Source organism: Candidatus Nanosynbacter lyticus, from assembly GCF_030253515.1.
Taxonomy (GTDB): domain Bacteria; phylum Patescibacteriota; class Saccharimonadia; order Saccharimonadales; family Saccharimonadaceae; genus Nanosynbacter; species Nanosynbacter lyticus_A.
Window position 1 is genome coordinate 457,844 of record NZ_CP124549.1, and the last position, 24,470, is coordinate 482,313.

Below are 24,470 nucleotides of genomic sequence, written 5' to 3' on the forward strand. Positions count from 1 at the left end.
CCCTTGCCCCACCCCAACAGAAAAGGAGTACTTTATGCGGTGCGGTAGATAATTTGTATTGTGTTATACTAAAAGATACAAAACACTCTGCCCTCACAAAGAAAGGATTGTTTTATATACTCGAGTGTTGCATAATGGTTGTGTAATTAATCGAGGAGGAGGTGATGTGAAAGAAGGTAGTCCAAAAGTAGGGGCTTTGTTTGATATCCATACACTAAAGTCAATTGAGGACATTGAGCCCGTGGATCGTCCTGCTGAAATGAGTAGGCTCGCAAAATTAATAGAGGAGGAGCTTGAGAAAGATCCGAGCATTCCTCGCGCTTTGGGTGAAGTCGCTTTTCGTGAGGGCGTTGATCGCGAGACAATTTTACTAGGATATCGATACTCAACGCAAAAATCCGAGTAGAGTATACTTCGTTATCGTTTATCCCATCCCCTTAAGTTTTAATAGCTACACGCTCAATTATATGTGTTCTAGCCTGGCTGTCAGTGGCAACTACACAAATTATGCTATAATTAGTATTGAGGAAGGTCTGCGGTAATATCAGACCATATTTTTATGAAGGACGCTAGCAAGATTCGAAATATTGCCATTATTGCCCACGTCGATCACGGCAAGACGACCATGGTTGATGGGCTGCTCAAACAGTCGCGCACATTCCGCGACAACCAGGCCGAGATGAGCCAAGAACTGATCATGGATTCGGGCGATCAGGAGCACGAACGCGGTATCACCATCACCGCCAAACAGACCTCGATTTTTTACGGTGATTATAAAATCAATATCATCGACACGCCGGGACACGCGGACTTTTCAGGCGAGGTCGAGCGGACACTGCAGATGGCGGACGGTGTCTTGCTGATCGTTGATGCACAGGAAGGGCCGATGCCACAGACGAAGTTCGTGTTGAGCAAGGCGCTAGAACTGGGCTTGAGGCCGGTGGTGGTGATCAATAAAATTGACAAACCTGCCCGGCGAATCGCTGAGGTTGAAGATGAGCTGAGCGATCTATTTCTGGAACTAGCGACTGATGATAGCCAGCTACACTATCCGATTTATTATGCCGTTGGGCGCGATGGCAAGGCGTGGCGGGAGATCCCTGCTGACCCGAGCGAAGACGCCGATCTCACACCAATTTTTGAAGCAATTATCAACGATATCCCGGCGCCGAGCGTCACGGCTGACGGCGGTTTTCAGATGCTGGTGACCAGCCTGCAGTACGACACCTTCCAGGGAAAATATGCCATCGGGCGGATCGCTCGCGGGTCGGTCAAGCGCGGCCTCCAGGTTAGCTTGATAAAGCACGGCGAAGTGTCGGGTTCAGCGCGAATCGAGAAAGTTTTTGGTTACCGCGGGCTGAACCGCGAAGAGCTTGACGAGGCATTTGCTGGCGATATCGTGGCGCTGGTTGGCGTGAGTGAAGCGCACATCGGCGATACGATTGCTGACAAAGAGCAGCCCGAAGCCTTGCCGGCGATTGCCATTGAAGCACCAACGCTGAGCATGTACCTCGGCCCAAACACCAGCCCGATGAAAGGGCGCGAGGGCGAATTTACCACCTCGCGGCAAATTGGCGACCGGCTGCGACGGGAACTAGAAACCAACGTGGCATTGCGCGTCGAAGAAAACGGCATCGGCTTTACGGTATCTGGCCGCGGCGAGCTGCACCTCAGCGTCTTGATCGAGACCATGCGGCGCGAAGGCTTTGAGTTTGAGGTTGGCCGTCCGCAAGTGGTCACCATCACCGAGGACGGCGTCGAAAAAGAGCCAATTGAAGAATTACAAATCGAAATTAGCAGTGAATTCATCGGTGCGATTAGTCAAGAACTGGGTGCGCGCCACGCTGAAATGAAGTCGCAGGAAACCACCACCAGCGGCGCTACTCGCATCACCTATGTGCTGCCGACCAGGGCATTAATCGGCCTGCGAAACGTGCTACTAACTGCCACCAAAGGCACGGTGATTATGAACTCCTTGCCGCATGGCTATCAACCGCTGGGCGGCAAATTGCCAAAGACGCGCAGCGGCGTACTCATCGCCTTTGAAGCTGGCACGACCACGCCGTACGCTCTGCAGGCGGCCGAGGCACGCGGCGAACTCTTGGTCGGGCCGGGCACGGAAGTCTACGCCGGCATGATCGTCGGTATTTATAACCGCCAAGAAGACATCGAAATTAACGTCTGCAAGGCTAAGCACCTCACCAACATACGCTCCAAATCGTCCGATGGCACGGTGCAGCTAACGCCATTTACGCAGTTTAGCCTGGAGCAATGCATCGACTTCATCGAGGACGACGAGCTGCTGGAAGTGACGCCAAAGTCCTTGCGCCTGCGTAAACGCTACCTTGATGCCAATGAGCGAAAGCGCGCCGCCAAGCGGTAGACCCCGCCCCGACAAACTCCCGATTGATAAAATACATAAGAAACTTAAGTTACTATAGATTATCCCACGGTAACACGCTATACTTAACCATATGCTTCCCAAAAAAACCACAACAATTATCAAGCGCACACTAGCCCGCACCGCCCAGCGCATTACGCCAATCGACCGCAAAGACCCCGACGAAAAGCTCGGGCAGTTGTTTCATGAAGTGCAGTCGCACCGCGTGTTTGCCGATGGCAAAACATTTGTCGATCTCGTGCCGCGAAAGCGAGCCACCCGCATCCTCCAGGAGTATCGCCTGGCCCGACGTGATCCGAACTTTCGGCTGGATGAATTTGTGAAGTTACATTTTTATGAATTTGAATCGCCGGTCAAAAAGGTGAGCTTTGTCCAGGCGGATTCTGCCAGGCAGCATGTCACCAATCTCTGGCCGCTGCTCATCCGTCATGCCCACAAGTCGAAAGGTTCGCTGATTGCCCTGCCGCACGACTACGTGGTACCGGGTGGTCGGTTTGCCGAGCAATTTTACTGGGATACGTATTTTATCATGCTGGGCCTGGCAGTGGACGGCAAGTGGAAGTTGATCGACGGCATGATGAAAAATTATGTGTACATGATTCAGCGTTTTGGTTTCATCCCGACTGCCAATCGGACGTACTTTCTCAGTCGCAGCCAGCCGCCGTTTTTTGCAGCGATGGTCAAGCTCCTCGCCAGCAAACCCGGCCGGCGCGCCCCGAGTCTGACCTACCTCGAGTACTTTCCCTCGCTGCTGGCCGAATACAAATTCTGGATGAAGGGCCAACGCAAGCTTTCGAGTATCGACTTTATAGCCACCAACCGCGTCGTCGCTATGCCTGATGGTCAGGTGCTTAATCGCTACTACGACGACAAGGCCACGCCGCGTCCAGAAAGTCGCCGCGAAGATATCGAAACCGCCAGGAATAGCCGCTCCGCCAACAAGGCCAAGGTCTACCTCGACCTGCGGGCCGGGGCTGAGAGTGGCTGGGACTTTAGCTCACGCTGGTTTGATGATCCGCATGACATTGAAACAATTATGACAACCGATCTCGTGCCGGTTGACCTGAACTGTTTGCTATATGAACTGGAGATGACGATCGCCCATTGTTACAGCGTACTGCGTCAGGCGCCGCTGAAGAAACGCTTCATCCGCCTGGCCGAGCGCCGCGCCGAGAGTATCCGCCAGCACTGTTGGAATGAAGCCAACGGCTTTTTCTATGATTATAATTTCCGCACCGGTCACCAGACGAACCATGCCACACTGGCCGGCGTCTTCCCGCTCTACAGTGGTATCGCCACCAAAAAACAAGCCAAGCACGTGGCCGAGAAATTAGAACGCGAGTTCTTGCGTGACGGCGGTCTGCGGACGACGCTGGTTGATAACGGCCAGCAATGGGACGCGCCGAATGGCTGGGCGCCGCTACAGTGGGTGGCGGTTTGCGGCTTGAAGCGGTACGGGCTGGATGAGCTGGCGGAGGAAATTAGAAGGCGCTGGCTGGCTTCGACCGAACGCGTCTTTGCTGATCGGGGCAAGATGATCGAAAAATATGACGTTGATAGCGAATCGCGCATTGGCGGCGGTGGTGAATATCCGTTGCAAGACGGCTTTGGTTGGACCAATGGCGTGTACGCGGCGCTGTATGATCGATTTGATGAGCGCTGCCCGAGATAATCTAACGTTTCGGCGGACGCGGAATATCTTCTGGTAGAAATCCCTTTTCGTGCTGGAAGCCAGCCTGCCATTGGTAATCTTTATTGTAGCCTAGCTCTTTCATCAGCTTGGTTGGGGCGTTACGAAGGTGGAGTGGCACCGGTGAGTTTGGGTACTTGTGCGCCAGAGAAAAGGCGTCATTCATCAGATCAGTAATTTCGCGCGATTTCTGGCTGCGCGCCAGAGCGATGGCGCAGTGAAATAAATTATATTTAGCTTCCGGGAGCCCGACGCGCTCGACTGCCTCAAAGGTAGCGACCGCCAGACTCAGCGCGCCGTTGCCCGCTAATCCGATATCCTCCGACGCAAAAACCACCATCCGCCGCGCGATAAACTTCGGATCTTCGCCAGCGTTAATCATCCGCGCCAAATAATACGCCGCAGCTGTCGCATCACTACCACGCAGTGACTTGATAAACGCCGAGATGACGTCATAATGCGCATCGCCCTTTTTGTCATAGCCCGGTAGCCGTCGCTGGGCCGCTGCTTTGACCACCTCGGGCGTGACTTTACCGCCAAAACTCAGTGCCAATTCCAAATTACCCAGTGCCACCCGCGCGTCGCCGTCCGCTAATTCCGCCAGATAGTCCAGCGCTTTGGGTGATACCCGCTTGGTTTGTTTCAAAACCTTGAGCGCCCGCTTCAGTACCAATACAATTTCATCTTTGGTCAGCTGCTGGAGCACCAGCACCCGCGTCCGACTGAGCAGCGGCGTGATCACCTCGAAGCTTGGATTCTCGGTGGTCGCCCCAATCAAGGTGATCAGCCCGCTCTCGACATGCGGCAAAAACGCGTCTTGTTGTGCCTTGTTGAAGCGATGAATTTCATCAACAAATAGAATCGTCCTGAGGCCCAAGTTCCAATTCTGCCTGGCGTGCTCAATGACCTGTTCGACATCTTTCTTGCCACTAGTCACCGCCGACAACTCGACGAACTCCGCATTAACCTCACGAGCGATAATCCGCGCCAATGTCGTCTTGCCCGTGCCTGGCGGCCCCCACAAAATCAAGCTGACCGGTTCGCCGCGCCGGGCAATTTGGCGCAGCAACTCACCCTCGCCCAGTAAATGACTCTGCCCGATTACTTCATCCAGGGTTTGCGGCCGCATCTGCTCCGCCAGGGGTTGTCGCGCATCCATTACCACCAATTATCCTCTCGCGGCCGATACTGCGAAAAGTGCGAGAAACAATCAGCCGGCCGCCGCCCGAGCGGTTTTGCCTGCAGACGTAACCCTCGATCAATCTGCTGAGCGCTTCCGCAGACTGCCGCAAACTCCGGTGACGCCACGTACTCTCGCCACGTCATCCCATCCAGCGGCACATACTGCTCCAACATATCCAGCGTCGTTTGATGCATGCTATCTGCCTCCGCTTGACCAGCCTTGCGACCAGACCAGCGCCGCCCAGGCGCCGTCATTTCCGGCGGCAACACGCAGCCAGCCCAGTGTAGAACCTGCGCCGCTGCTCCATTGACCAGACCAGCGCCGCCAGAGCAGTGACTAGTCAGTCGCACAAGTGCCGCGTGACGTTCCGCCTCATCAGTGGTCAGCGGTACGGCTGATGTACGACCAGTCTTAACCGCCATCTCGTATGCTAGTTTCTTTTGATCAAGCATTGCAAGCAGATCGTACAGCTGTGCACCACCATCCTTAGCATTACCAGCCAGCTGCGGCAGATTCTTAATCGCCCCCTGGAGAAGATTAGCTTCACATTCACTATACTCTTGCAATCGAATAGCCCGAGATATCTGCCCCAAGCCACCCACCGCTACCGCTATACCACCAAAAAATGTCATCTGCCGACCAGCTTCTGATAACACGTTGTGCCACACTTCACCTGACAAGGTCGTTAACATACCGGCAATCGTACCAATATTACCGACGACCCCACACCTAGCACACTCAGCTACCGAGTCACTACCGCCAATGACCTCAGGCGTCAGCGATCTATTGAGCCTCTTATTCCCGTTATCCGCCATCATCATTTTTATTATATCACGCCATAAATTCGCCCCGCCAAGGTGTGATGCGCTATACTAGGGTAATGGATAGATTACGCGTTCTCCTCATATTTGGCGGCGAGTCATCCGAGCACGAGGTCTCGATCAATTCCGCCACTAATGTGCTAGCGGCGCTGGACACAGCACGCTACGACATCAAACTATGCTACATCGACCGTGCTGGTCAGTGGCGGCTCGTCGAGACGATCGAGGCACGCAATCAGTCAAGCCCACACTTAGCACCGCAACTCGGCCAGCGCTCACTGCTCATCGACGGTGTTGACCCGCTGCCGATTGATGTGATAATTCCGGTGCTTCATGGCAAAAACGGCGAGGACGGCAGTGTGCAGGGCCTGGCGCAGCTACTTCATATTCCCTATGTCGGCCCGAGTCTCCTTTCGGCGGCTGTCACCATGGACAAAGACATGACCAAGCGGCTGGCGCTCGGCGCTCACGTTCCGGTTGTACCGTGGCGAACGCTAGCGAATGATGCGCCGCGACCGACCTTTGCCGAGATAGCTGATGAGCTTGGTGCGCCTGTTTTCATCAAGCCATCCCGCGCCGGCTCGTCCGTCGGTGTCAGCAAAGTCCACTCGGCCGAAGCATTCACCGCCGCGCTTGATGAAGCCTTTCGCCACGACGACACCGTATTGATAGAACAAGCGATTACCGCCCGCGAGCTTGAGCTGGCTGTCCTCGGCCGCGGCACGTCCGCCCGCGTCAGTATGCCTGGTGAGATTCTTCCTGGCGAAGAGTTTTATAGCTACGACGATAAGTACAGCACCGCTAGCACTTCGCGCGTCATTATCCCCGCGGAAGTTGACGAGTCGGTGGCGACAGAACTGCAGCGCCTCGCGCTGGCCGCTTACCACGCGACTGGTGGACACGGCATGGCGCGAGTTGACTTTTTCCTTGATCCAATGGGCCAGATTTTTCTCAACGAAATTAACAGCATCCCCGGCTTCACCAACATCAGTATGTATCCAAAGCTCTGGGAAGCTTCGGGCCTCAGCCCACAGGCGCTGGTTGATGAGCTGATCCAGGAGGCGCTTGCCAGCCGCTCTATACGTGGCGTATAATTTCCTTATAAACAGGAGGTCAATATGGAAATAGTAGCAGTAATTTTAGTCATCGTACTGATGTTTGTACTGAGCGGCATTAAGGTAGTTAACCAATACCAGCGCGGTGTAGTACTGACGCTGGGTAAGTTTACTGGCGTGCGCGAACCGGGCCTAAGGGTGGTGATACCGATTTTTCAGACGATGATGATGGTCGACGTGCGTTCGACGCCGATTGACGTGCCGAAACAAGAAGTCATCACCAAGGACAACGTCACCGTCGGTGTTGACGCGGTGGTCTACTTCCGTGTGATTAACGCGCCAAAAGCGGTGCTGGAGACGACCAACTACATTTACGCCACCAGCCAATTTGCCCAGGCTGCCCTGCGCGACGTCACTGGTAACGTTGATATGGACGATCTCTTGGCCAAGCGCGAGGAGATTTCACAGCAAATCAAGGAAATTGTTGATGCCGAGACCGACAAATGGGGTATCGATGTTGAGAATGTCAAGATTCAGAATATCGAACTGCCTGGCGACATGAAGCGCGCTATGGCCAAACAGGCCGAAGCCGAGCGCGAGCGCCGCGCCAACATCATTAACGCCGACGGCGAAAAGGCTGCCGCCGAGACACTGGCACAAGCCGCCGAGATCCTGGTAAAAACCCAAGGCGCCATTAACCTGCGTACCCTGAACACGCTGGAACGTATCTCCACCGAGCCGTCACAAAAAACGATGATGCTCTTCCCAATTGAACTGATTGACGCGATCCGCGGCGGTAAGAAATAGCACGCCTCGCACGGTTGATTGCACATGATGGAGCTGCTTCAAACGTCCCGCGGTACGATCGAATATCGATATGACATGCACGGCTCGTTAACGGTTCTCGTTTTGAACGGTGGTCACACGACTGCCGCCATGCGTACGGGTGAGGATTACTTCGTTAGTCGCGGCTATTCAATCCTCAGCGTCAGCCGACCCGGCTATGGTGGGACAGATACGGCGCTTAGCAAAACCTATGGCGAGTTCGAACAGGCGACAAACGAGTTGCTAGAGCAGCTCGGGATTGAGCGTGTCATCCTGGTCGGCATATCGGCTGGCGGCAGAGCGGCGATGCGGTTCGCCGAGCTTCACCCCGACAGCGTTGATAAACTCGTCCTGATGAGCGCGGTGAGTTTCAAGAAATGGCCTAGTCAAAGTACTCGTATGGCAGCCCGTATCGCGTTTAATCCTGTGCTCGAACATGTAACGTGGGCAGTGATGCGCTGGCTGCTCCGCAGATGGTCGCGAAAAATAGTCAGTTATTTGTTTCAACAACTCACGACATTGGACGCGCGTGACGTGCTTGCTAGCTACCCGCCGTCGTCTATCGATGCAATCGCGTCGATGTTTATGCAATTTCGCTCTGGCAGTGGGTTCATGAATGACATTAGTCGGCGTTTGATGAAGGGTAATCCCGAAACTATCACACAACCGACGCTTATACTGCATAGTAAGTATGATGGTTCGGTTCCGCTAGACCATCCGCTTCACACCGCGAAGCAGATCAAGCACGCCGTGCTTTCCATCAATAATACCGAATCGCACGTGATGTGGTTGAGCCCTAGGTGGATGGAAGTCGAAAATACGCTCGATGAGTTTCTCGCTTCAAAGTGATAAGGGCGCCGCTTAAATCATTATTCTGCCAAGTTCAGTGATTGCCTGGCTTCTTCGTTGCACGAGGCGGTCGCGACATTTCGGGGGCTGGTCGAGCAACGAAAGGATACACTTAGGCATACAGCTGCGGACGCCTGTTGAGATGTTGCAGAGGTGGTGAGGTGGTACGATAGATATACACGATCAGCAGACTATGTATTCAAAGTGGCTATCGCTACTTGAAAATAATGGCTTGGCAGTGTCATATATTACAAAACTATACCGAAGAATTTAGCGTTAACGGCGATCAAGTTGTCGAGAAGGTCAAACAACTCATCAAAGAAGGTAACGTCCGCCGCGTCATCATCAAAAACGAAAAAGGCGAAAGCATCATGGAATTCCCCGTCACTGCCGGCGTCGTTGGCGTACTGCTGCTGCCAACCCTCGCGGCTCTCGGCGCAGCGGTGGTGTTGATGACACGGTGCACGATCGCGGTGGAGCGATGGGATTAGCGCCAATTTTTATAAATAACCTACTGGGCTCCGCAGCGCAACCCTTCAGTCCGAAAACCTTGTCAATCAACCAGCCGACTGTCCAGCCAATCAAAGACTACGCTATGCGCCAAACGTAAATTATTCAGCTGACAATGAGCGTCGGCGCCGCTTTGCGAATCGAACTCATGCAGCGTCGTATCAAGTTCGCGCCGGATAAATTCATCGTAGAGACATCGCGTTTGCCGCTGGAGTTCAGCACCTTCGCCTTCCCCCATGAGAAACAGCGACGGACAAGTAATAGCTTGGTGGTCGACAACCTTTGCCTGTTCGAAAACTTCATCGATCGCCGAGCGGAAGTCGCTCGTGCCGAACTGCCAAGCGTATTTTTTCAAATTGATATCGGCGGCTTCATTGATGTTCCCCGCTAATTTTAAGGCGAGATTCATCAGCCAGCCGGGCGCTTTGAGCGCTGCGCCGAACTCACGGCGGAACAGTTCTGCCACGTCAAAAATAGGCGTGCTGGCAATCCATGCGCTAATCCTCGCGTCTTTTGCGGCCGCTTGAGCAGTAAAATACCCGCCGCCGCTAACGCCGTATAGCGCAATGTGACGCGCGTCGGGATTTTCGGTTTGCAGCCAGTCAAGGCACGCGGCAATCGGCTCGCCGGCGTCGACGGTAAAAGTGAGACCTCTGGCGGGATTAGAGCCTTGACCGGGTAAATCGACCATCAGTACATTATAGTTCCGCTGCCACCCCGGCCAGCCGGCAAAATAGAACAAATCCTCCCGGTACGTATCACCGCCGCCGACCATGACCACGGTTGGGCGGTTATTGTCGCAGTAAAGATAATAGCCGGGTAAATAGCCAGTTTGATACGGAACGCGCACGGGTTTGATCGGTATATTTATCGCCCTGACCGCACCGGCAAAAGCGTTTTCCATAGCGCAAACAAGCTTCGGATATTCCGGAGAAAACGGATCAATGAACTGCAGTACTGCCCGATAGGCATAGGTTGCACCAAAATAGCAGTCGGCGGCCATTTGTTCACCGGTGGCTGCCTTTGCCAAGCGAACGAGATAATCGGCATGGTCCGTAAAACAGGCTCGCCACTTACTCGGTTTCCCGTCACGCCCGATCTTATGCGCCAGATAAAACAACTCTCCATGCGACATACCGAACAGTTCCGCCACGCCGAGCATCCAGTTGAAAAAGAAATCGGTATCGTCATTGTCAAAGAAGATTTTAGTCGATTGCCGTTTGAGGATCTTTTCGTTTTTTTGCATGATATAACTCCTTTGGACGTTTTTTGAAACGAATAATTTTATACAGTATCGTGATCAGGCAAACAATCCTTCATCGACGTGGTGCGGATGGGGAGAGTCGAACTCCCGTCTCAACCTTGGGAAGGTCACATAATAGCCGTTATACGACACCCGCGACGAGAATATTATACCTGATTCTCCGCCAAACTACTAGAGTATTGCAGCATTTTCTTGACGCTTACGCTAAAAGTTTGACATATAATTTTAGTGCGCTATAATAGATACATGACGAAGCGAAAACTGGTTACAACTAGCATAGCAACTCTTATCGTCATCGGCGGCTTGTCGCTTGGCGCACTGCACTTCTTGTCGCAGGTGAATAATTCCCCGCCCCAAGCAACAAAATATGCCGATCGAACTACATCGCCGGCCGACTCGCCAAATACTGACAATCGCTCCCTCGCCGACACCAACTCTACGAGCGATAATCAGCAACCAAGCAAATCTAACCAAAACACCGACAATAAACCAACGCCAGCCGGACATAATTGGGTAACGCAGACCATGCGTCACAATCACGACCAAGCCCAAGCAGCAAAACAGCAACCTGAACGCCAACGTGGCTCTCAGGGCTCGACTCAGCGAGCCAATCAGTCACCACGCAACAACTCATCAAACAATAATTCAGGTAATAAAAATTCCAGCTCTCCGAGCCAACCGCAACCGGTCAAGTCCGGTGACTCAGCAAACCATGCAAACCACGACCAGAATCAGGCAGCAATTGATGGTTGGCAGATTGATTACTTTGAAGGCTTTGATTCATCGATCAAACAAACTAAGTGGGTACAGTACGGCTGGGGTGATCCAGCGGTTGGCCACGGCTGCATGGGCGTGATGTCGCAGCGTAATTCGTTCACTCAAGACGGCAAACTGGTAATTCGCACTCAGTACGAGAACGGCCAGTGGAGCACTGGCGGCGCCGGCTCAGGTGATGTATTCACCGCCTCACGCGGCCGCTGGGAAGTTCGCGCTAAGTTCCCGAAAGCCAAAGGCGTTGGTTATGCATTCCTTCTCTGGCCAAAGGACGAAGGCTGGCCACCAGAGATTGATTTCGCTGAGGGGCGCGTCAATGGTCCTCGTATTGAGGCAACGTACCACTGGGATCCAGATAACAAGCAAAAGCAAGCATTCCTTGATAATCACGACATGAGCGGCTGGCACACGTACGGCGTTATCGTCGAGAAGGATCATATAATCTTTACGTTGGATGGTAAAGAATGGGGTCGCATCAAGCACCCGAACGTGACCGACAAACAGATGTTCCTCGGCGTGCAAGCTGGAGCGATGAACCCGAACGGCATTAATAAGCATACCGAGACCGTTGACGGCGGTGTACCTAATCCACTCACGCCAGCCGTAGCTGATATCGAAGTTGATTATGTGGCACACTACGTGCGGAAATAGTGACTTGCCAGATAACGGTAACTTTAGTACAATGAAATAGCAAGTTTGTGGCTCTTTAGCTCAGTTGGTAGAGCAGAGGCCTGAAGAGCCTTGTGTCCCCAGTTCGAGTCTGGGAGGAGCCACCAAACATTGCGTTTTATTCACGGCTTTGTTACAATAAATCGTGAACCACATGCGGGTATAGCTCAGTTGTTAGAGCGCTTCCTTGCCATGGAAGAGGCCAGGAGTTAGAGTCTCCTTACCCGCACCACAATGGAACCTTCTGAGATTTGGTCGCCCGGTCGGGCGACTTTTTATGATACTACGAAGAGTGAACCCCTGACTCCTATACCGTTGCATTTGCCCAAATCCCCCATCTCGCTTATACTTAAACTATGAGAACTTGGCACAATGTCGCCTCTCTGTATCAGATTTATCCGCGTAGTTTCCGGGATACGAACGGTGACGGAATTGGCGATTTGAATGGCATTACCGAAAAGCTGGATTATTTGGCGTGGCTGGGGGTTGACGCGATTTGGATTTCGCCGTTTTTCGTCTCGCCGATGACTGATTTTGGCTACGATATCGCTGACTATCGGAAAATCGATCCGACGTTCGGCGGGCTGGATGACTTTCGAGCGCTGTTGGAAAGAGCTCATATTCTCGACATCAAAGTCATGATCGACCTCGTTCCCTGCCACACGTCCGACCAGCATCCGTGGTTTCAGGAAGCACGGTCATCGCGCGACAACCCTAGGCGTGATTATTATGTCTGGCGCGACGGGCGGGACGGCAATGAGCCAAACAATTGGCGAAGTTTATCGGGCGGCAGTTCATGGGAGTTCGATGAGCAGACCGGTCAATTTTATCTCCATTCGTTCCTGAAAACGCAGCCGGATTTGAATTGGGATAATCCTGCGGTTCGGAACGAGATAAAAAACGTGGTGCGATTTTGGTTTGATATGGGCGTGGACGGCATGCGGGTTGACGCGATTTGGGGCATTTCGAAAGATCCAGAGTTCGGTGATGATTCGCCAAATCCTGATTTTCACGGTGACCCTGAAGCCTATGGCGCGTTCATTCACGACCACTGTAAAATGGGGCCGCATTTTCAAGAATATCTGCGTGAGCTGGCGTCAGTTTGCGATGAATATGATGATAAGCAGATGGTGTTTGAATTTTATCCGGATGAAAAGCTGGGCGATATTTACCAGCAGTACCGCCAAGTGCTGACCGCCCATCCAAAAGCGTCGGCGTTTTTCATGGAGTACCGCCAGGACGAGTGGCACGCAGAACATACCGGGCAGAAAATCGAGAATTATCTGCGGGCGGCAGATTCAGCCAATCCGTTTTTCTGCGTCGGCAACCACGATCAGCCGCGCGTTGCCTCGCGGCTCGGGACGGAGCGAGCGCGAGCCTTACATTTTCTCAATCTGCTCACGCCGGGCATTAGCGTGATGTACTATGGTGATGAAATTGGTATGACCAATGGCGAGCTGACTGCTGATGATATTCAGGACAATTTCAGTCCCGTCAATTCCACTATCGACAGCCGCGACCTGGAGCGCACGCCGATGCAATGGGACGATACGCAGTTTGCTGGATTCTCAAGCGTACAGCCATGGCTGCCTGTTCACGCCAACGCGATAAGAACCAACGTCCTGACGCAGGCCATGCACCCTGACTCACTCCTACATCTACACCGACGGCTGCTTCACCTGCGGCTGAGTATGCCAGTATTGCAGCACGGCACGCTCGAAGTGATTAACACCGGTAATGGATTTGTCCTCGGTATCAAACGAGAGCTAGGCAGCGAGCGGGCTTATATTTATATTAACTTCGCTGATGCACCACAACATTTTTTTATCCCAGAACATACCGAGATCATCGCCTCAACCCACCCTCACCGCTCTATTATCAGAAAAAACGGGCAGCTCACAATTCCTAGTCATTGCGGAATACTGCTACTTCATAAGGGTAAGTGGCTAAATTCTAGACCATAAGACAGCGCATCTTACATGTACGCAGAGATCCTACTTGACAATCACGGCAGAGGTAATGGCCTATAAAGTCTTTCATACTTGCAATCTGTAGAGGCAGAGGCAATTTGTCAATCACCTACCATGCCACGGCTCACATGCTATGCCATCGCCATCTCGGTCAAGCTCTTCCCGATAGCCAGGTTCACCTTCCCGTATTGACTCTGCACCATCCGCACGAGCTTCAGAGCAATTAGCATAATATACATCATCTTCGCTTTCATCTGTATCGCCAAGATCGTAATATCTATTACTAGGATTAGTAGTGCCCGAAGGACTACTAATCCTACTTTGACTATGGTCTGGTTTCTTACTACTGGAATCACCATAATGATGATTGTACGCATACGCTACAAGTGCTACTGCTCCCGCTATCAGAATAGCGATAAGTACACCAGTAGTCCTATCTTGCATACGTTCACTCATACAACCACTCGCCTACACCACCATGGTGCGAGCAAGCTCCTCTTCCAGTAGCGTATGACCGCCAACCATCACGACAGATCGCTCCGACCCTATGGGTTGCTTGTTGCCGAACTGGCTGTGGTGCTGGCTTTGGCGTACGAACAACGATATGAGCTGTTGGCTGAGTTATAACCTCTACCTTATCCTCATATCCCGATCTGCTTGGTTTGCAAATCTTTTTACTTCCGGCAACACCTTGCTGTTTTACTGTTTCTGTATAGCCGTATTGACCCGTGTCGCCTTCATACTGTGTTTCAAACGGTATTTCTTCCGTTTTACAGTCTGAATAGGTTACAGGTTGGATTACTGGTGCCGGTGCTGCATGCTGTTGTTGCTGATTATTGTTTACTGCTCCAGCAATGCCAGCCAATGCAGCAACACCAATAATGGCGCCGATGACGCCTTTAACGGCCTGTGGTTTTGTTCCCATCCTAGTAAAGACTCCTATTTATTACTAAAGTACCTTTAGCATACACCACAAGCCCCAAATCTCCAAATTGTGAAATTACTATTAAAAACGGGTACATTCCCGCTATCTATTTGGTCAATTATTATTTTAGTAGTGTACGCTCAGTATTATGGACCATTCTTACACTAATATATTCTCACTAAAATATGCGCTTGGAGGTTATTGTCATCTTTGTGACCAGTGTAGTTATTCTGTCTACAAGAGGTCATCAATGTCATATTGCTAACCTCTTCAAACAGAAAAACCCGCCGGCTATCTACTTCGGCGGGTTTTTCTATACATCAAAAAACGTCCTGACAACTATCAGGACGTTTAGTCAACATTTCAACCGTAGGAACTTGGTGAGGTGCGCACCCCCATAACTACGATTGTCCACCACAACAATTCCGTTCTGAATTGGCACCTCACCTATTCCTGAGTGTGATAATACCATATGTCCACCTGGTTTGAGAAGTCCCATCAGTCGTGAGACTGTGGAAAACTGCGGGTTGTAGTATGGCGGATCGGCAAAAATGATATCAAACTTCTCTGTTACGCTCATGCTTTCCAGCCAATTTGCTACCGTTGTTTTTATTACAATAGCGTTTTCGCTGATACCTAAACTGCCTATGTTTTCAGCAATCACACGCTGGGCGACGCGGTCTCGCTCCACAAAAACCACCGACTCGGCGCCGCGGCTGAGTGCCTCCAAACCAATAGCGCCAGAGCCCGCAAAGGCGTCCAAAACCCGCGCGCCGCGAACCATTTCACCTAGCGAGTTGAACATCGCCGAACGGACTCGCTCGCCCATGGGATGCGTCGTCGAGCCTGGCGGCGCCTGGATAAACCGCCCACCAAATTCGCCAGCGATGAGCTTAACGCGCACGCTGCTCCTCAGCCAGCCACACTGCGCTCAGCCAGCCCAGTACCACCGCACGAATGATCAGCGGCATCAGTTGACGATTAGTCTGCCGCGCCAGCTCCGTCGTCCAGCCTGTCTTGGCGAACTTTTCATACATAGCCATATCCGCCACCTCATGAACGCAGCCGAGATAAAACACCCGAAAGCCCGCCTGGCGTACCTCCTCAATGTCGCGCTGCTGCGGCAGGCCGGCGGCAAACCGTTGGTATGCCACCACACTAGCAACACCCGCCTCGAACGCCAGATGCATAGTCATCACACCCTTTGCGCCCCAAAACTCCCAGTTATTGCGCAGGGTTTTGAGCACCGTTTCGCCCGGTATTAGGCTCTTTTTGATCAGCGAATTACGGGTCTCCATACCCTCACCGCGCAGCTGAGCCAATTTCTCCTCCAGCGGAAAATGGTGTGGCGGCGTCAAGCCATCGGTGATCGCATGCGCCATCCATGCTGCCTCAAACGCCGCTCGCTCACAGTTGTCAGCACTGAGCGCCGCTGCGAGATTGGTGATGTGTTGATCAATCATCTCGAGGAGTGCTACGTCATTTGGATTGTGCGGGTCAATGAAGTGCCACGGCTCATCAACGGCCGGACTTTTCCGCTTGATACCATCGGGGCCATTATTACCCTCGAAATGCAAAATCTGCCTGCTTGACGGAAAGTTGCACCACGACGGCAATAGCTGCACGATATGTCGCCGCGCGACCCGATCAATTTTTTGATGAACACCCATCAGATTGCCTGACTTGGTGTGAAATGTGGTTCCTGAATACATACTTATCTCACTAATTTAGCGTGGTTAATCGCTGATAGCGACTGACGGCACGCGCCAGATGGTTATATTGTAGCAAATCCTGCCCCTCTTTGACAAAGCGCTCGGCCTCCATTTGCGCACGGGCAATCAGCGGCGTGTCGCTCAGCGAGGCAATTTTCAAGTTCAGCGCACCATGTTGCGCTCGTCCGTAAATCTCACCAGGACCGCGCAATTTCAGGTCAACTTCCGCCAAGTAAAAGCCATCTTGGGATTTCTCAATTTCCTTGAGGCGCTGGCTCGGCTTGTCGTGACCCGACAGCATCAGATGACAAAAACTCTGGTGCTGGCCGCGCCCAACCCGCCCGCGCAGCTGATGGAGCTGGCTGAGCCCAAAGTTGTCAGCATTTTCGATGAGCATGACCGTGGCGTTCGGTACATCAACACCGACTTCCACCACCGTGGTGCTCACCAGCATGTCCAGCTCGCCGTCGGCAAACTGCTGCATGACCGCCGCTTTTTCCTCCGGCGGCAGTTTACCGTGCAGCAATCCGACGCGGCGATGACGAAACATCGTTTTTGCTAATTTGTGATATTCCGCCTCGACCGACTTTTTGTCATTGTCGGGATTATCGTCGATCAATGGGCAAATGACGTAGGCTTGGCGACCCTGAGCTAGTTCGTGGTCGATAGTTTCGTAGAGTTTTGGCGCTGAAGCTGGCGACCAAATTTTCGTTGCAATCGGCTGGCGCCCAGCTGGCAGCTCGTCCAAAATCGAGATGTCCAACTCGCCATATAGCGTCAACGCCAAGCTCCGCGGAATCGGCGTGGCGGTCATGCTGAGTAGATGCGGCATGTAGTCTGCCTTTTGTAATAATGCCTGCCGCTGCTTGACGCCGAACCGATGCTGCTCGTCAATCACCACAAACCCCAGCTTGTGATACGCCACTTTTTCCTGAATCAGCGCGTGCGTACCAACCACCACGTCAATGTCACCATTTGCTAAATTATCCAGCAGTTGCCGCCGCGCTGTACCCTTGACGTGTCCCGTCAGCAGTGCCACCGACACACCAAACGGCGATAACAACTCATCCAGCGTTTTGGCGTGCTGAGTTGCCAAAATCTCCGTCGGCGCCATGATAGCCGTCTGGAAACCAGCCTGCGCCACCTCCGCAGCCACCAGCCCAGCGACCACCGTTTTGCCTGAGCCAACATCACCCTGCAACAAGCGGTTCATCGGATGCTCCGACTCCAAATCTTGCAAAATCTGCCAGGCAGCGCGGCGCTGCGCGTTGGTCAGGGGAAATGGCAGCTGCTCAACAAATTGCTTGACGACCAGCTGATTGAACGGGATGCGCCAGCCAGTCAATTTGGTTTGCTCCTGCTTATTTAACTGCGCCGCCAAGATCATTTCAAACAATTCTTCAAAGGCCAAGCGCTCACGGCCGCGGGTAATTTCTTGATGATTGTTTGGTGCGTGGAGGGACCTGACAGCTTCAGCGCGACTGACTAATGATTGCCGCTGGACAATGTACTCCGGCAACGTCTCGGGCAAAAACTCCATGATCGGTCGCAGGTTTTTCAGCAAATCCTGCACGGTTTTCGGGCGAAGGTTTTTGATGGATTTGTAGACCGGATGAATGCCCGACGTATGCTGGGCGTCGGACGAATTTGTTTGTTTAGCGAGTTCGACGGATGGATTGCTGATCTGATAGCTGTTATATTGCATACCAAACTGGCCGGAAAACACGAACTCAGCATCAGATCTCAGCTGCGATTCGCGGTACGACTGATTGAACCAAACGGCCTTGACCTTGCCAGAATCATCCGCCAGCACCGCCGTGGTAATCCTCAGGCCTCGGCGCACAATCCGCGTGGAAATCGACTCGCAGCGCGCCCGCACTGTCACCTTACCCGGCTGTAGATCAGCGATGTTGACTGCCGCCGAATAATCATCATACGCCCGCGGCAAAAAATCCAAGGCGTCCGCCACCGTCTCCAGACCCGCCGCCGACAGCGCCTGGGCGGTTTTGGGGCCGACGCCTTTGATGTGTGCGAGGGGGGTGGTTAGTTTCATCTAGGAAACGGCGTTGATGCCTTCCAGCGCGTAGGCGGTGTCTTCCCAGCCCTTCACCTCAATCGAGTCAACGCCCATTTGCTTAACTGGAAAATCATTACCGCCTTCCTGTAGCTTGTCACCAAAGAATAGTGCCTCTTCCTTTGACCAGCCGTTCAGCTCGAGCAGCTTACCAATGCCATAGGCTTTATCAATTCCTGGCAGCGTAATGTCAGTACTGGTCGTACCACCAATCCTAACTTCGAGATTTGGCAGTTTCGCCGCCACCTTGTCACGATATACCGGACGGACATCTTTATACTTTTCTGCCCAGGCATATTTATCCTCTGGAGTTGCCTGTTGTCCCAGCGCCGACATGGTAATCTGGCTGTGGCGATCCTCGATAATCTCACCCGCAGGATTATCACACCAAATACCCATCTCCCTGGCAACCTCTTCCAGTACCGCAGTTATCTGAGTTTTTTGCTCATCAGACAGATCGTTCGCGTACTGAACCTTCCACTCACCATCAGCAGCGTCAAATCGATAATACCTCGTACCGCATGTCGGCATTGCATGGAATTTTTGGAGTAGCTCAGGCCGAACATCAAGTCGATCAATCACTTGCTTTTTAATCTGGTGGAATGTGCCGCCCGTGATGACACACATCTCATAGTTTTCAAGCAACCGACCAAGGATATCTGCCATACGATCGCTAATTGGTGACTTGGTAATAGCTAGCGTGTCATCCAAATCAAACCCGATAATTTTTTTCATTATTCCTCTCCTTCCATATTTTCTGCAACTAGAATAAACGTATTTTTACCTTTTTTCAACAAAGATTGATTGTTGATGGCTCGGTCATTAGCCAGTTTTTCGCCGTTGAGGCTAATGGCACCAGATTTGAGCAGGCGCCTGGCCTCACCGTTGGAACTGACCGCACCAGACACCACCAACGCTTCAATCACGCCGACGCCGACATCAACGCGCGGAATTTCTTGAGCCAAAGCGTCCAAGTCATCGTCTGATAATTGCCAAAAATCGCCGCCGCCAAACAGCACTTCAGTCACCCGCTCCACTGATTCGCGCCGATTGACGCCGTGAACGATGTCGGTGACTTCGCGCGCCAAGACTTTTTGCGCCGAGCGCGCACCCGGGTTAACTGTGTGGTTTTCGGCGATAGCTTCAATGGTATCGCGATCAAGCATGGTGAAAATCTTCATGTACTCAATGGCGCTTTCGTCGTCAACGTTCAGCCAGAATTGATAGAATTTGTACACGCTGGTTTTAGTTTCGTCCAGCCACACGGCACCACCTTCGGACTTGCCAAACTTGCGCCCAGTTGATTTGTTGATGAGTAGTGGCGCGGTCATGGCGTAGACTTCGGCATTTTCTTTTTTGCGGATCAATTCCACACCTGAGAGCAAATTACCCCATTGGTCGGAACCGCCAATTTGCAAATTAACACCATGATGCTTGAACAAGTGCCAGAAATCATAGCCCTGCAGCAAGGTATAAGTAAACTCTGCAAAACTTAAACCTTTGCCATTAGCGATACGCGCCTTAAAAAACTCCCGCGTCGTTAACTCTGCCATGTTGAAATTCTTACCAATGTCGCGGAGAAACGGAATCAGTTCTAGATTGCCCAGCCAGTCCGCATTGTCCACCAAGGTAAAATCGCGTCCCGCAAAAATTTGTGACACCTGCGCCTTCAATGCTCGCTTGTTGTGCTCAATTTCCGCATATGACAGCAGGCTCCGCTCCTCGGTGTCGCGCATATCACCAATCATGCCAGTACCGCCACCAACCAACAGAAACACCTTGTGACCGCGCTCCAAAAAATGCCGCACCATCATGTAGACCGCCAGATGCCCGACATGCAAACTGTCCGCCGACGGGTCTGTCCCCAAATAGAGCGTAAAATTTCCCGAATCAATACGCTCATCATCGGTGAATGTCGCTTGATTCCAAAACCCGCGCCACTTTAGCTCCTCTGATAATTGCATATTCCTCCTTTTCTGGATAATAGTATAGCAATTTTATGATTGAAGCGAAACATAGGCGTGATATAATGATAGTGTGAACAAGAAACCCTCAGATAAGCAGTCGGACGCCAGCGCAAAATCAGCGCCGTCACGTCCGCATCCAAAGCCGGCAAAACGGCTGAGTGTCTATGCAAACTTGGCGAATAAGCGTCGGCTCAAGAAGGATAAGCGCTCCCGCGAAAAAGCAGAGTATCTGGCGAGTTTACCAAAGCACCCCGTCAAGCGGTTCTTTTACCGCCTCCACCCTAAGCGCGTCTTTCGCTATTGGTTCTCCAAGCGCGGCGGCTTGATGGCGCTAAAAATTCTCGGTGTCGCCATTGTTGCAATGATTATCCTGATCGGCGGCCTGTTTGCCTACTTCCGCAAAGATCTCGACAAGATCCGCCCGGGCGAACTCGCCAAGCGTGTCCAGACAACGGTCACCAAGTATTATGACCGCAATGGCGAGCTCCTGTGGGAAGATAAGGGTACCGATAATTATAAGCTGGTGGTCGAGGCCGACAAGATTAGTGATTACCTCAAGAAAGCGACCATTGCCATTGAGGATCGTGATTTCTATAAGCATCACGGTATCAGTATCAGTGGCCTGACCCGCGCTATGTTTAGTACAGCATCAGGTCGACAAGTTCAGGGTGGCTCGACGTTGACACAACAGCTCGTCAAGCAAGTTTTCTTTGCCGAGGATGCCGACAAACGCGGCCTCAGCGGTATTCCACGCAAAATCAAGGAAATTATCCTGGCAATTGAAGTTGAACGCATGTACAACAAGGATCAGATTCTCGCGCTCTACCTCAACCAAGCGCCATATGGCGGTCGGCGTAACGGCGCAGAGTCGGCCGCTCAGACATACTTTGGTAAATCCGCCAAGGATCTCACCTTGGCTGAAGCAGCCCTGCTGGCTTCAATTCCGCAAAACCCGAGTACATTTAATCCGTACAACATCACTGGGCGCAAGATGCTCCTGTCACGCCAGCATACAACACTAGACTACATGCTGGAACAAGGCTATATCACCGAAGCACAGACCAAAGAGGCCAAGCAGTATCCAATTCTTGACAAGATCAAGCCCGAAACCGAACAGCTAGCTGGCCTCAAGGCACCGCACTTCGTGCTCATGGTGCGCAATCAACTGGAGCGTGAACTTGGTAAGGCAGTCGTTGGCCGCGGTGGACTAACCGTCAAGACGACACTGGACTGGAAGATTCAAGAAAAACTCGAGACAGAGATGAAAGCTTTCTTCGACTCAGGTCGCCCGGGCCGCGTGAGCATCAGTAACGGTGCAGCAACCGTTGAAGATGTACAGACTGGACAGATTGTCGCCCTCGTTGGTAGTCGTGATTTCAATTATGCTGGCTTTGGGCAGGATAATGCCGCTACCGCCTTTATCCAGCCGGGTTCAACTATCAAGGCTTTCGACTACGCCAAACTGTTTGAGAATCGCGGCAGTAATCAGCAAAATTATGGTTCGGGCTCAATCCTCAGCGACGAGAACATTGACAAGATTTATGGCGCCAAGCTGAACAACTGGGATCGACGATTTATGGGAAGTATTTCTATTCGCCGCTCGCTAGCGCTTTCCCGTAATATCCCAGCAGTCAAGGCGATGTATATCGCAGGCAACGGCTCGCCAAAACCAACTGTTGACTATATTCACAACATGGGTAATACCAATTATTGCCAGCAAGAAGAAGCGGCCGGCGGCTACGGACTGTCAGCAGCCATTGGCGCCTGCGGTACGAAGCAGACCGAATTGGTGAATGCTTACGGCACCTTTGCTCGCATGGGCGTCGCCAAGCCAAGCACCAACGTCCTCGAGGTAACCAACAGCCAGGGCGATACGTTAAAGAAATGGAAAGACGAGAGCAAACAGGCAACCGACCCGCAAGTCGCCTACATCATCAATGACATCTTGGGTGACGCGGACGCGGCGCGCGACCTGCACGGTTATGGCGCGATGAATGTACCCGGCGTTAGAACCGCCGCCAAGACCGGTACTACCGACAAAAACGGCCACGCCAAGGATGTCTGGATCGTCAATTATAGTCCGGCACTAGCCATGGGTATGTGGCTCGGTAATTCCGACACCAGCACCATCAACACCCCGAACTCGGCCTTTGGTATGCCGGTGGTGCGTAACGTCATGTCATTTGCTCACAACGAAGTCTATGCCAAACAGGGCAAATGGAAGCCAAATGATTGGTTCAAGCGGCCAAATGGTATCCAGCAGCAAGGCAAAGAGCTCTATCCATCGTGGTGGAATAAAAAACAGGGCGAGACTACTGAAAAGATTAAGTTTGACCGTGTCTCCAAGAAAAAGGCGACAAATTGTACGCCAGCTGACGCCATTGAGGAAATTGAGGTCACCAAGACCATCGACCCTCTCACCAAGAAACCATCATACTCAGCGCCTGAAGGTTACGACGCCAACGCTGAGGACGATAAGCACAAATGTGACGACGCTAAGCCAAGTGTTAGCCTATCGCTTTCTGGCTCTGGCTCCAGCCGCACCATCACCGCCCGCGCCACCAACGGCACATTCCCGCTCACCTCAATTGACATCCTCGTTGATGGTCGCAGCGTCAAAAGCGAGTCGATCTCCGGTAGTGGCGGCAGTGTTTCGGTCGATATCAGGGTCAGTAGCCCAGGTCGGCACACCATTCAGGCAATCGCCCGCGACGAAGGCTACTATACTGCATCAGACAGCGGTAGCTTCTCGGTAGGCAGCAGCTCAAGCTCCGACTAATCCGCCCTCTTTCCCCTTGTGACACATAAAAACCAGACCGCTTCAGTCTGGTTTTTACTTCTTCTTAGTCTTAGCGACTATTGCTCGTTAACCATCCGGATCAAGTCAGCCTCGCGCTGCGACTGGGTCTTGGAGCGAGCCGAACGGTGACTTTGAGCTGCGGCGCGTGGGGCATCAGGTTTCGCTGCCTTGCTGGTTTGCGGCCGACGACCGGTGGAGCGCTGCTTGGGTTGTTTGGGGGCAGCTTGAGCTGGTGACTGTTGCGCCGCTTCTTTTGCTTCTTTTGGCTCAGCGCAAACTTTCGCAAACATCATCTTGCCAGCATCGGTCTGTAGGCTACGAATAATTTCAATGCGCTTCTTCTGACCCAGGAACTTTTTGGCTTGCTCAACCACCACCATGGTGCCGTCATGCAAGTAGCCGACGGCCTGATGAGAATCCTGACCTTTTTGTGTCAATTCAAGCACCAGCTCATCACCAGGCAGATAGCTCATCCGCAAGCTCTTGGCCAGCTCATTGATATTGAGAATCTGAATGCCTTCGACTTGCGCCACCTTGTTCAGGTTGTAATCCAGCGTCAAAATGGCAGCATTCATTTCCTTGGCGAGTTGCAACAGGCGGTTATCAACACCCTCAGGGATGCGCGTCGCATCGTCAAGCAGCGTAAATGAGCCGCCCAACACATCTTTTAGTTCCTTCATGGCATCCATACCAAAGCGGGCACGTTCGCGCTTGGCGTGATCAGCGCCGTCAGCCAACAGCTGCAGTTCTATTAGCACACTGCGCGGCACAATAATCTGCCCCAATAGGAACCCGGTCTTTGCCAAATCAACCACCCGGCCGTCCATCAGTACCGAGGTATCAACCAGAATCGGCAGCTGCGTGCCGCTGCCTGTGTGCCGCCGCGGCTTGACTAATAGATATATCTCCGCCATGATGGCCAGCAGCATGATAATGATGATAAGTTCAATTGTTTTTTCCATAATAATTTCCTTTTATCTA

The 24,470-nt window shown here is 52.4% G+C and carries 21 protein-coding genes and 3 tRNA genes; 12 read left to right on the forward strand and 12 right to left on the reverse strand.

Going from position 1 to position 24,470, the window contains the following annotated elements; all coding sequences use genetic code 11:
- Window positions 1-166: 166 nt before the first annotated feature.
- The 3 genes from NLML1_RS02475 to treF all read left to right on the forward strand — a co-directional run bounded on the left by NLML1_RS02475 (window position 167) and on the right by treF (window position 4,073).
- Window positions 167-406, forward strand: coding sequence for a hypothetical protein (locus NLML1_RS02475; RefSeq protein ID WP_285441248.1), 240 nt, complete (start codon window positions 167-169; stop codon window positions 404-406).
- A 153-nt stretch (window positions 407-559) separates the two neighbouring features.
- Window positions 560-2,383, forward strand: coding sequence for a translational GTPase TypA (gene typA / locus NLML1_RS02480; RefSeq protein ID WP_285441249.1), 1,824 nt, complete (start codon window positions 560-562; stop codon window positions 2,381-2,383).
- Window positions 2,384-2,474: 91 nt separating this feature from the next.
- Window positions 2,475-4,073, forward strand: coding sequence for an alpha,alpha-trehalase TreF (gene treF, locus NLML1_RS02485; protein WP_285441250.1), 1,599 nt, complete (start codon window positions 2,475-2,477; stop codon window positions 4,071-4,073).
- 1 nt (window position 4,074) lies between these two features.
- On the opposite strand, the gene NLML1_RS02490 is transcribed toward treF, so the two are convergent.
- Together NLML1_RS02490 and NLML1_RS02495 are read right to left on the reverse strand one after the other, a co-directional pair.
- Window positions 4,075-5,250: a replication-associated recombination protein A gene (locus NLML1_RS02490; protein ID WP_285441251.1), complete on the reverse strand. Its 1,176-nt coding sequence runs from the start codon at window positions 5,248-5,250 to the stop codon at window positions 4,075-4,077.
- A complete protein-coding gene (locus tag NLML1_RS02495) occupies window positions 5,250-5,966 on the reverse strand; it encodes a hypothetical protein (protein ID WP_285441252.1) in 717 nt (238 codons plus the stop codon). Before NLML1_RS02495 ends, NLML1_RS02490 begins: the two co-directional genes overlap by 1 nt.
- A gap of 188 nt (window positions 5,967-6,154) precedes the next feature.
- Between NLML1_RS02495 and NLML1_RS02500 the strand changes: the two genes are divergently transcribed.
- From NLML1_RS02500 to NLML1_RS02515, 4 genes are all read left to right on the forward strand, one after another.
- Window positions 6,155-7,189, forward strand: a complete 1,035-nt coding sequence (locus NLML1_RS02500; protein ID WP_285441253.1) for a D-alanine--D-alanine ligase family protein — start codon at window positions 6,155-6,157, stop codon at window positions 7,187-7,189.
- A gap of 24 nt (window positions 7,190-7,213) precedes the next feature.
- A complete protein-coding gene (locus tag NLML1_RS02505) occupies window positions 7,214-7,957 on the forward strand; it encodes a slipin family protein (RefSeq protein WP_285441254.1) in 744 nt (247 codons plus the stop codon).
- A gap of 24 nt (window positions 7,958-7,981) precedes the next feature.
- Entirely contained in the window at window positions 7,982-8,824 is an 843-nt protein-coding gene (locus NLML1_RS02510; protein WP_285441255.1) for an alpha/beta fold hydrolase, read from the forward strand.
- Window positions 8,825-9,051: 227 nt separating this feature from the next.
- Window positions 9,052-9,315: a DUF4342 domain-containing protein gene (locus NLML1_RS02515; RefSeq protein ID WP_285441256.1), complete on the forward strand. Its 264-nt coding sequence runs from the start codon at window positions 9,052-9,054 to the stop codon at window positions 9,313-9,315.
- 62 nt (window positions 9,316-9,377) lie between these two features.
- On the opposite strand, the gene NLML1_RS02520 is transcribed toward NLML1_RS02515, so the two are convergent.
- On the reverse strand, window positions 9,378-10,580 hold the full coding sequence (locus tag NLML1_RS02520; RefSeq protein WP_285441257.1) for an alpha/beta hydrolase family protein: 1,203 nt from the start codon (window positions 10,578-10,580) through the stop codon (window positions 9,378-9,380).
- Window positions 10,581-10,659: 79 nt separating this feature from the next.
- A tRNA-Gly gene (locus tag NLML1_RS02525) sits at window positions 10,660-10,734 on the reverse strand.
- 110 nt (window positions 10,735-10,844) lie between these two features.
- Here NLML1_RS02525 and NLML1_RS02530 point away from each other — a divergent pair.
- From NLML1_RS02530 to NLML1_RS02545, 4 genes are all read left to right on the forward strand, one after another.
- Window positions 10,845-12,023 (forward strand): glycoside hydrolase family 16 protein, encoded by a 1,179-nt coding sequence (locus tag NLML1_RS02530; RefSeq protein WP_285441258.1) that lies wholly within the window; start codon window positions 10,845-10,847, stop codon window positions 12,021-12,023.
- 49 nt (window positions 12,024-12,072) lie between these two features.
- Window positions 12,073-12,148 (forward strand) — tRNA-Phe (locus NLML1_RS02535).
- A gap of 49 nt (window positions 12,149-12,197) precedes the next feature.
- A tRNA-Gly gene (locus tag NLML1_RS02540) sits at window positions 12,198-12,273 on the forward strand.
- A gap of 124 nt (window positions 12,274-12,397) precedes the next feature.
- Window positions 12,398-14,005 (forward strand): alpha-amylase family glycosyl hydrolase, encoded by a 1,608-nt coding sequence (locus tag NLML1_RS02545; RefSeq protein ID WP_285441259.1) that lies wholly within the window; start codon window positions 12,398-12,400, stop codon window positions 14,003-14,005.
- 111 nt (window positions 14,006-14,116) lie between these two features.
- Here NLML1_RS02545 and NLML1_RS04465 read toward each other — a convergent pair whose 3' ends face one another.
- From NLML1_RS04465 to tyrS, 7 genes are all read right to left on the reverse strand, one after another.
- Window positions 14,117-14,467: an excalibur calcium-binding domain-containing protein gene (locus tag NLML1_RS04465; RefSeq protein WP_404979369.1), complete on the reverse strand. Its 351-nt coding sequence runs from the start codon at window positions 14,465-14,467 to the stop codon at window positions 14,117-14,119.
- A complete protein-coding gene (locus NLML1_RS02550) occupies window positions 14,460-14,936 on the reverse strand; it encodes a DUF3761 domain-containing protein (protein WP_285441260.1) in 477 nt (158 codons plus the stop codon). Before NLML1_RS02550 ends, NLML1_RS04465 begins: the two co-directional genes overlap by 8 nt.
- A 355-nt stretch (window positions 14,937-15,291) precedes the next feature.
- Window positions 15,292-15,840: a 16S rRNA (guanine(966)-N(2))-methyltransferase RsmD gene (gene rsmD, locus NLML1_RS02555; protein WP_285441261.1), complete on the reverse strand. Its 549-nt coding sequence runs from the start codon at window positions 15,838-15,840 to the stop codon at window positions 15,292-15,294.
- Window positions 15,830-16,648: a hypothetical protein gene (locus NLML1_RS02560; RefSeq protein WP_285441262.1), complete on the reverse strand. Its 819-nt coding sequence runs from the start codon at window positions 16,646-16,648 to the stop codon at window positions 15,830-15,832. Before NLML1_RS02560 ends, rsmD begins: the two co-directional genes overlap by 11 nt.
- Before the next feature lie 10 nt (window positions 16,649-16,658).
- Window positions 16,659-18,701, reverse strand: a complete 2,043-nt coding sequence (recG, locus tag NLML1_RS02565) for an ATP-dependent DNA helicase RecG (protein WP_285441263.1) — start codon at window positions 18,699-18,701, stop codon at window positions 16,659-16,661.
- The gene (locus tag NLML1_RS02570; protein ID WP_162454259.1) at window positions 18,702-19,457 is read right to left on the reverse strand and encodes an HAD-IIB family hydrolase; all 756 of its coding nucleotides are present in this window, start codon (window positions 19,455-19,457) and stop codon (window positions 18,702-18,704) included. It abuts the gene before it with no gap.
- Complete coding sequence (gene tyrS / locus NLML1_RS02575) at window positions 19,457-20,686, reverse strand: tyrosine--tRNA ligase (RefSeq protein ID WP_285441264.1); 1,230 nt, start codon at window positions 20,684-20,686, stop codon at window positions 19,457-19,459. The genes NLML1_RS02570 and tyrS overlap by 1 nt, the downstream gene beginning before the upstream one ends.
- Before the next feature lie 73 nt (window positions 20,687-20,759).
- Between tyrS and NLML1_RS02580 the strand changes: the two genes are divergently transcribed.
- Window positions 20,760-23,468 (forward strand): transglycosylase domain-containing protein, encoded by a 2,709-nt coding sequence (locus NLML1_RS02580; RefSeq protein WP_285441265.1) that lies wholly within the window; start codon window positions 20,760-20,762, stop codon window positions 23,466-23,468.
- Window positions 23,469-23,545: 77 nt separating this feature from the next.
- Here NLML1_RS02580 and NLML1_RS02585 read toward each other — a convergent pair whose 3' ends face one another.
- Window positions 23,546-24,451, reverse strand: a complete 906-nt coding sequence (locus tag NLML1_RS02585; protein ID WP_285441266.1) for a PIN/TRAM domain-containing protein — start codon at window positions 24,449-24,451, stop codon at window positions 23,546-23,548.
- Window positions 24,452-24,470: the final 19 nt, after the last annotated feature.

What these genes read in the sequence shown, in the direction of transcription:
- typA (WP_285441249.1), top strand. Translation starts at nt 560, where the DNA reads ATGAAGGACGCTAGCAAGATTCGAAATATTGCCATTATTGCCCACGTC.
- treF (WP_285441250.1), top strand. Translation starts at nt 2,475, where the DNA reads ATGCTTCCCAAAAAAACCACAACAATTATCAAGCGCACACTAGCCCGC.
- NLML1_RS02490 (WP_285441251.1), bottom strand. Translation starts at nt 5,250, where the DNA reads ATGGATGCGCGACAACCCCTGGCGGAGCAGATGCGGCCGCAAACCCTG.
- NLML1_RS02495 (WP_285441252.1), bottom strand. Translation starts at nt 5,966, where the DNA reads ATGTTAACGACCTTGTCAGGTGAAGTGTGGCACAACGTGTTATCAGAA.
- NLML1_RS02500 (WP_285441253.1), top strand. Translation starts at nt 6,155, where the DNA reads ATGGATAGATTACGCGTTCTCCTCATATTTGGCGGCGAGTCATCCGAG.
- NLML1_RS02505 (WP_285441254.1), top strand. Translation starts at nt 7,214, where the DNA reads ATGGAAATAGTAGCAGTAATTTTAGTCATCGTACTGATGTTTGTACTG.
- NLML1_RS02510 (WP_285441255.1), top strand. Translation starts at nt 7,982, where the DNA reads ATGATGGAGCTGCTTCAAACGTCCCGCGGTACGATCGAATATCGATAT.
- NLML1_RS02515 (WP_285441256.1), top strand. Translation starts at nt 9,052, where the DNA reads ATGGCTTGGCAGTGTCATATATTACAAAACTATACCGAAGAATTTAGC.
- NLML1_RS02520 (WP_285441257.1), bottom strand. Translation starts at nt 10,580, where the DNA reads ATGCAAAAAAACGAAAAGATCCTCAAACGGCAATCGACTAAAATCTTC.
- NLML1_RS02530 (WP_285441258.1), top strand. Translation starts at nt 10,845, where the DNA reads ATGACGAAGCGAAAACTGGTTACAACTAGCATAGCAACTCTTATCGTC.
- NLML1_RS02545 (WP_285441259.1), top strand. Translation starts at nt 12,398, where the DNA reads ATGAGAACTTGGCACAATGTCGCCTCTCTGTATCAGATTTATCCGCGT.
- NLML1_RS04465 (WP_404979369.1), bottom strand. Translation starts at nt 14,467, where the DNA reads ATGAGTGAACGTATGCAAGATAGGACTACTGGTGTACTTATCGCTATT.
- NLML1_RS02550 (WP_285441260.1), bottom strand. Translation starts at nt 14,936, where the DNA reads ATGGGAACAAAACCACAGGCCGTTAAAGGCGTCATCGGCGCCATTATT.
- NLML1_RS02560 (WP_285441262.1), bottom strand. Translation starts at nt 16,648, where the DNA reads ATGTATTCAGGAACCACATTTCACACCAAGTCAGGCAATCTGATGGGT.
- recG (WP_285441263.1), bottom strand. Translation starts at nt 18,701, where the DNA reads ATGAAACTAACCACCCCCCTCGCACACATCAAAGGCGTCGGCCCCAAA.
- NLML1_RS02570 (WP_162454259.1), bottom strand. Translation starts at nt 19,457, where the DNA reads ATGAAAAAAATTATCGGGTTTGATTTGGATGACACGCTAGCTATTACC.
- tyrS (WP_285441264.1), bottom strand. Translation starts at nt 20,686, where the DNA reads ATGCAATTATCAGAGGAGCTAAAGTGGCGCGGGTTTTGGAATCAAGCG.
- NLML1_RS02585 (WP_285441266.1), bottom strand. Translation starts at nt 24,451, where the DNA reads ATGGAAAAAACAATTGAACTTATCATCATTATCATGCTGCTGGCCATC.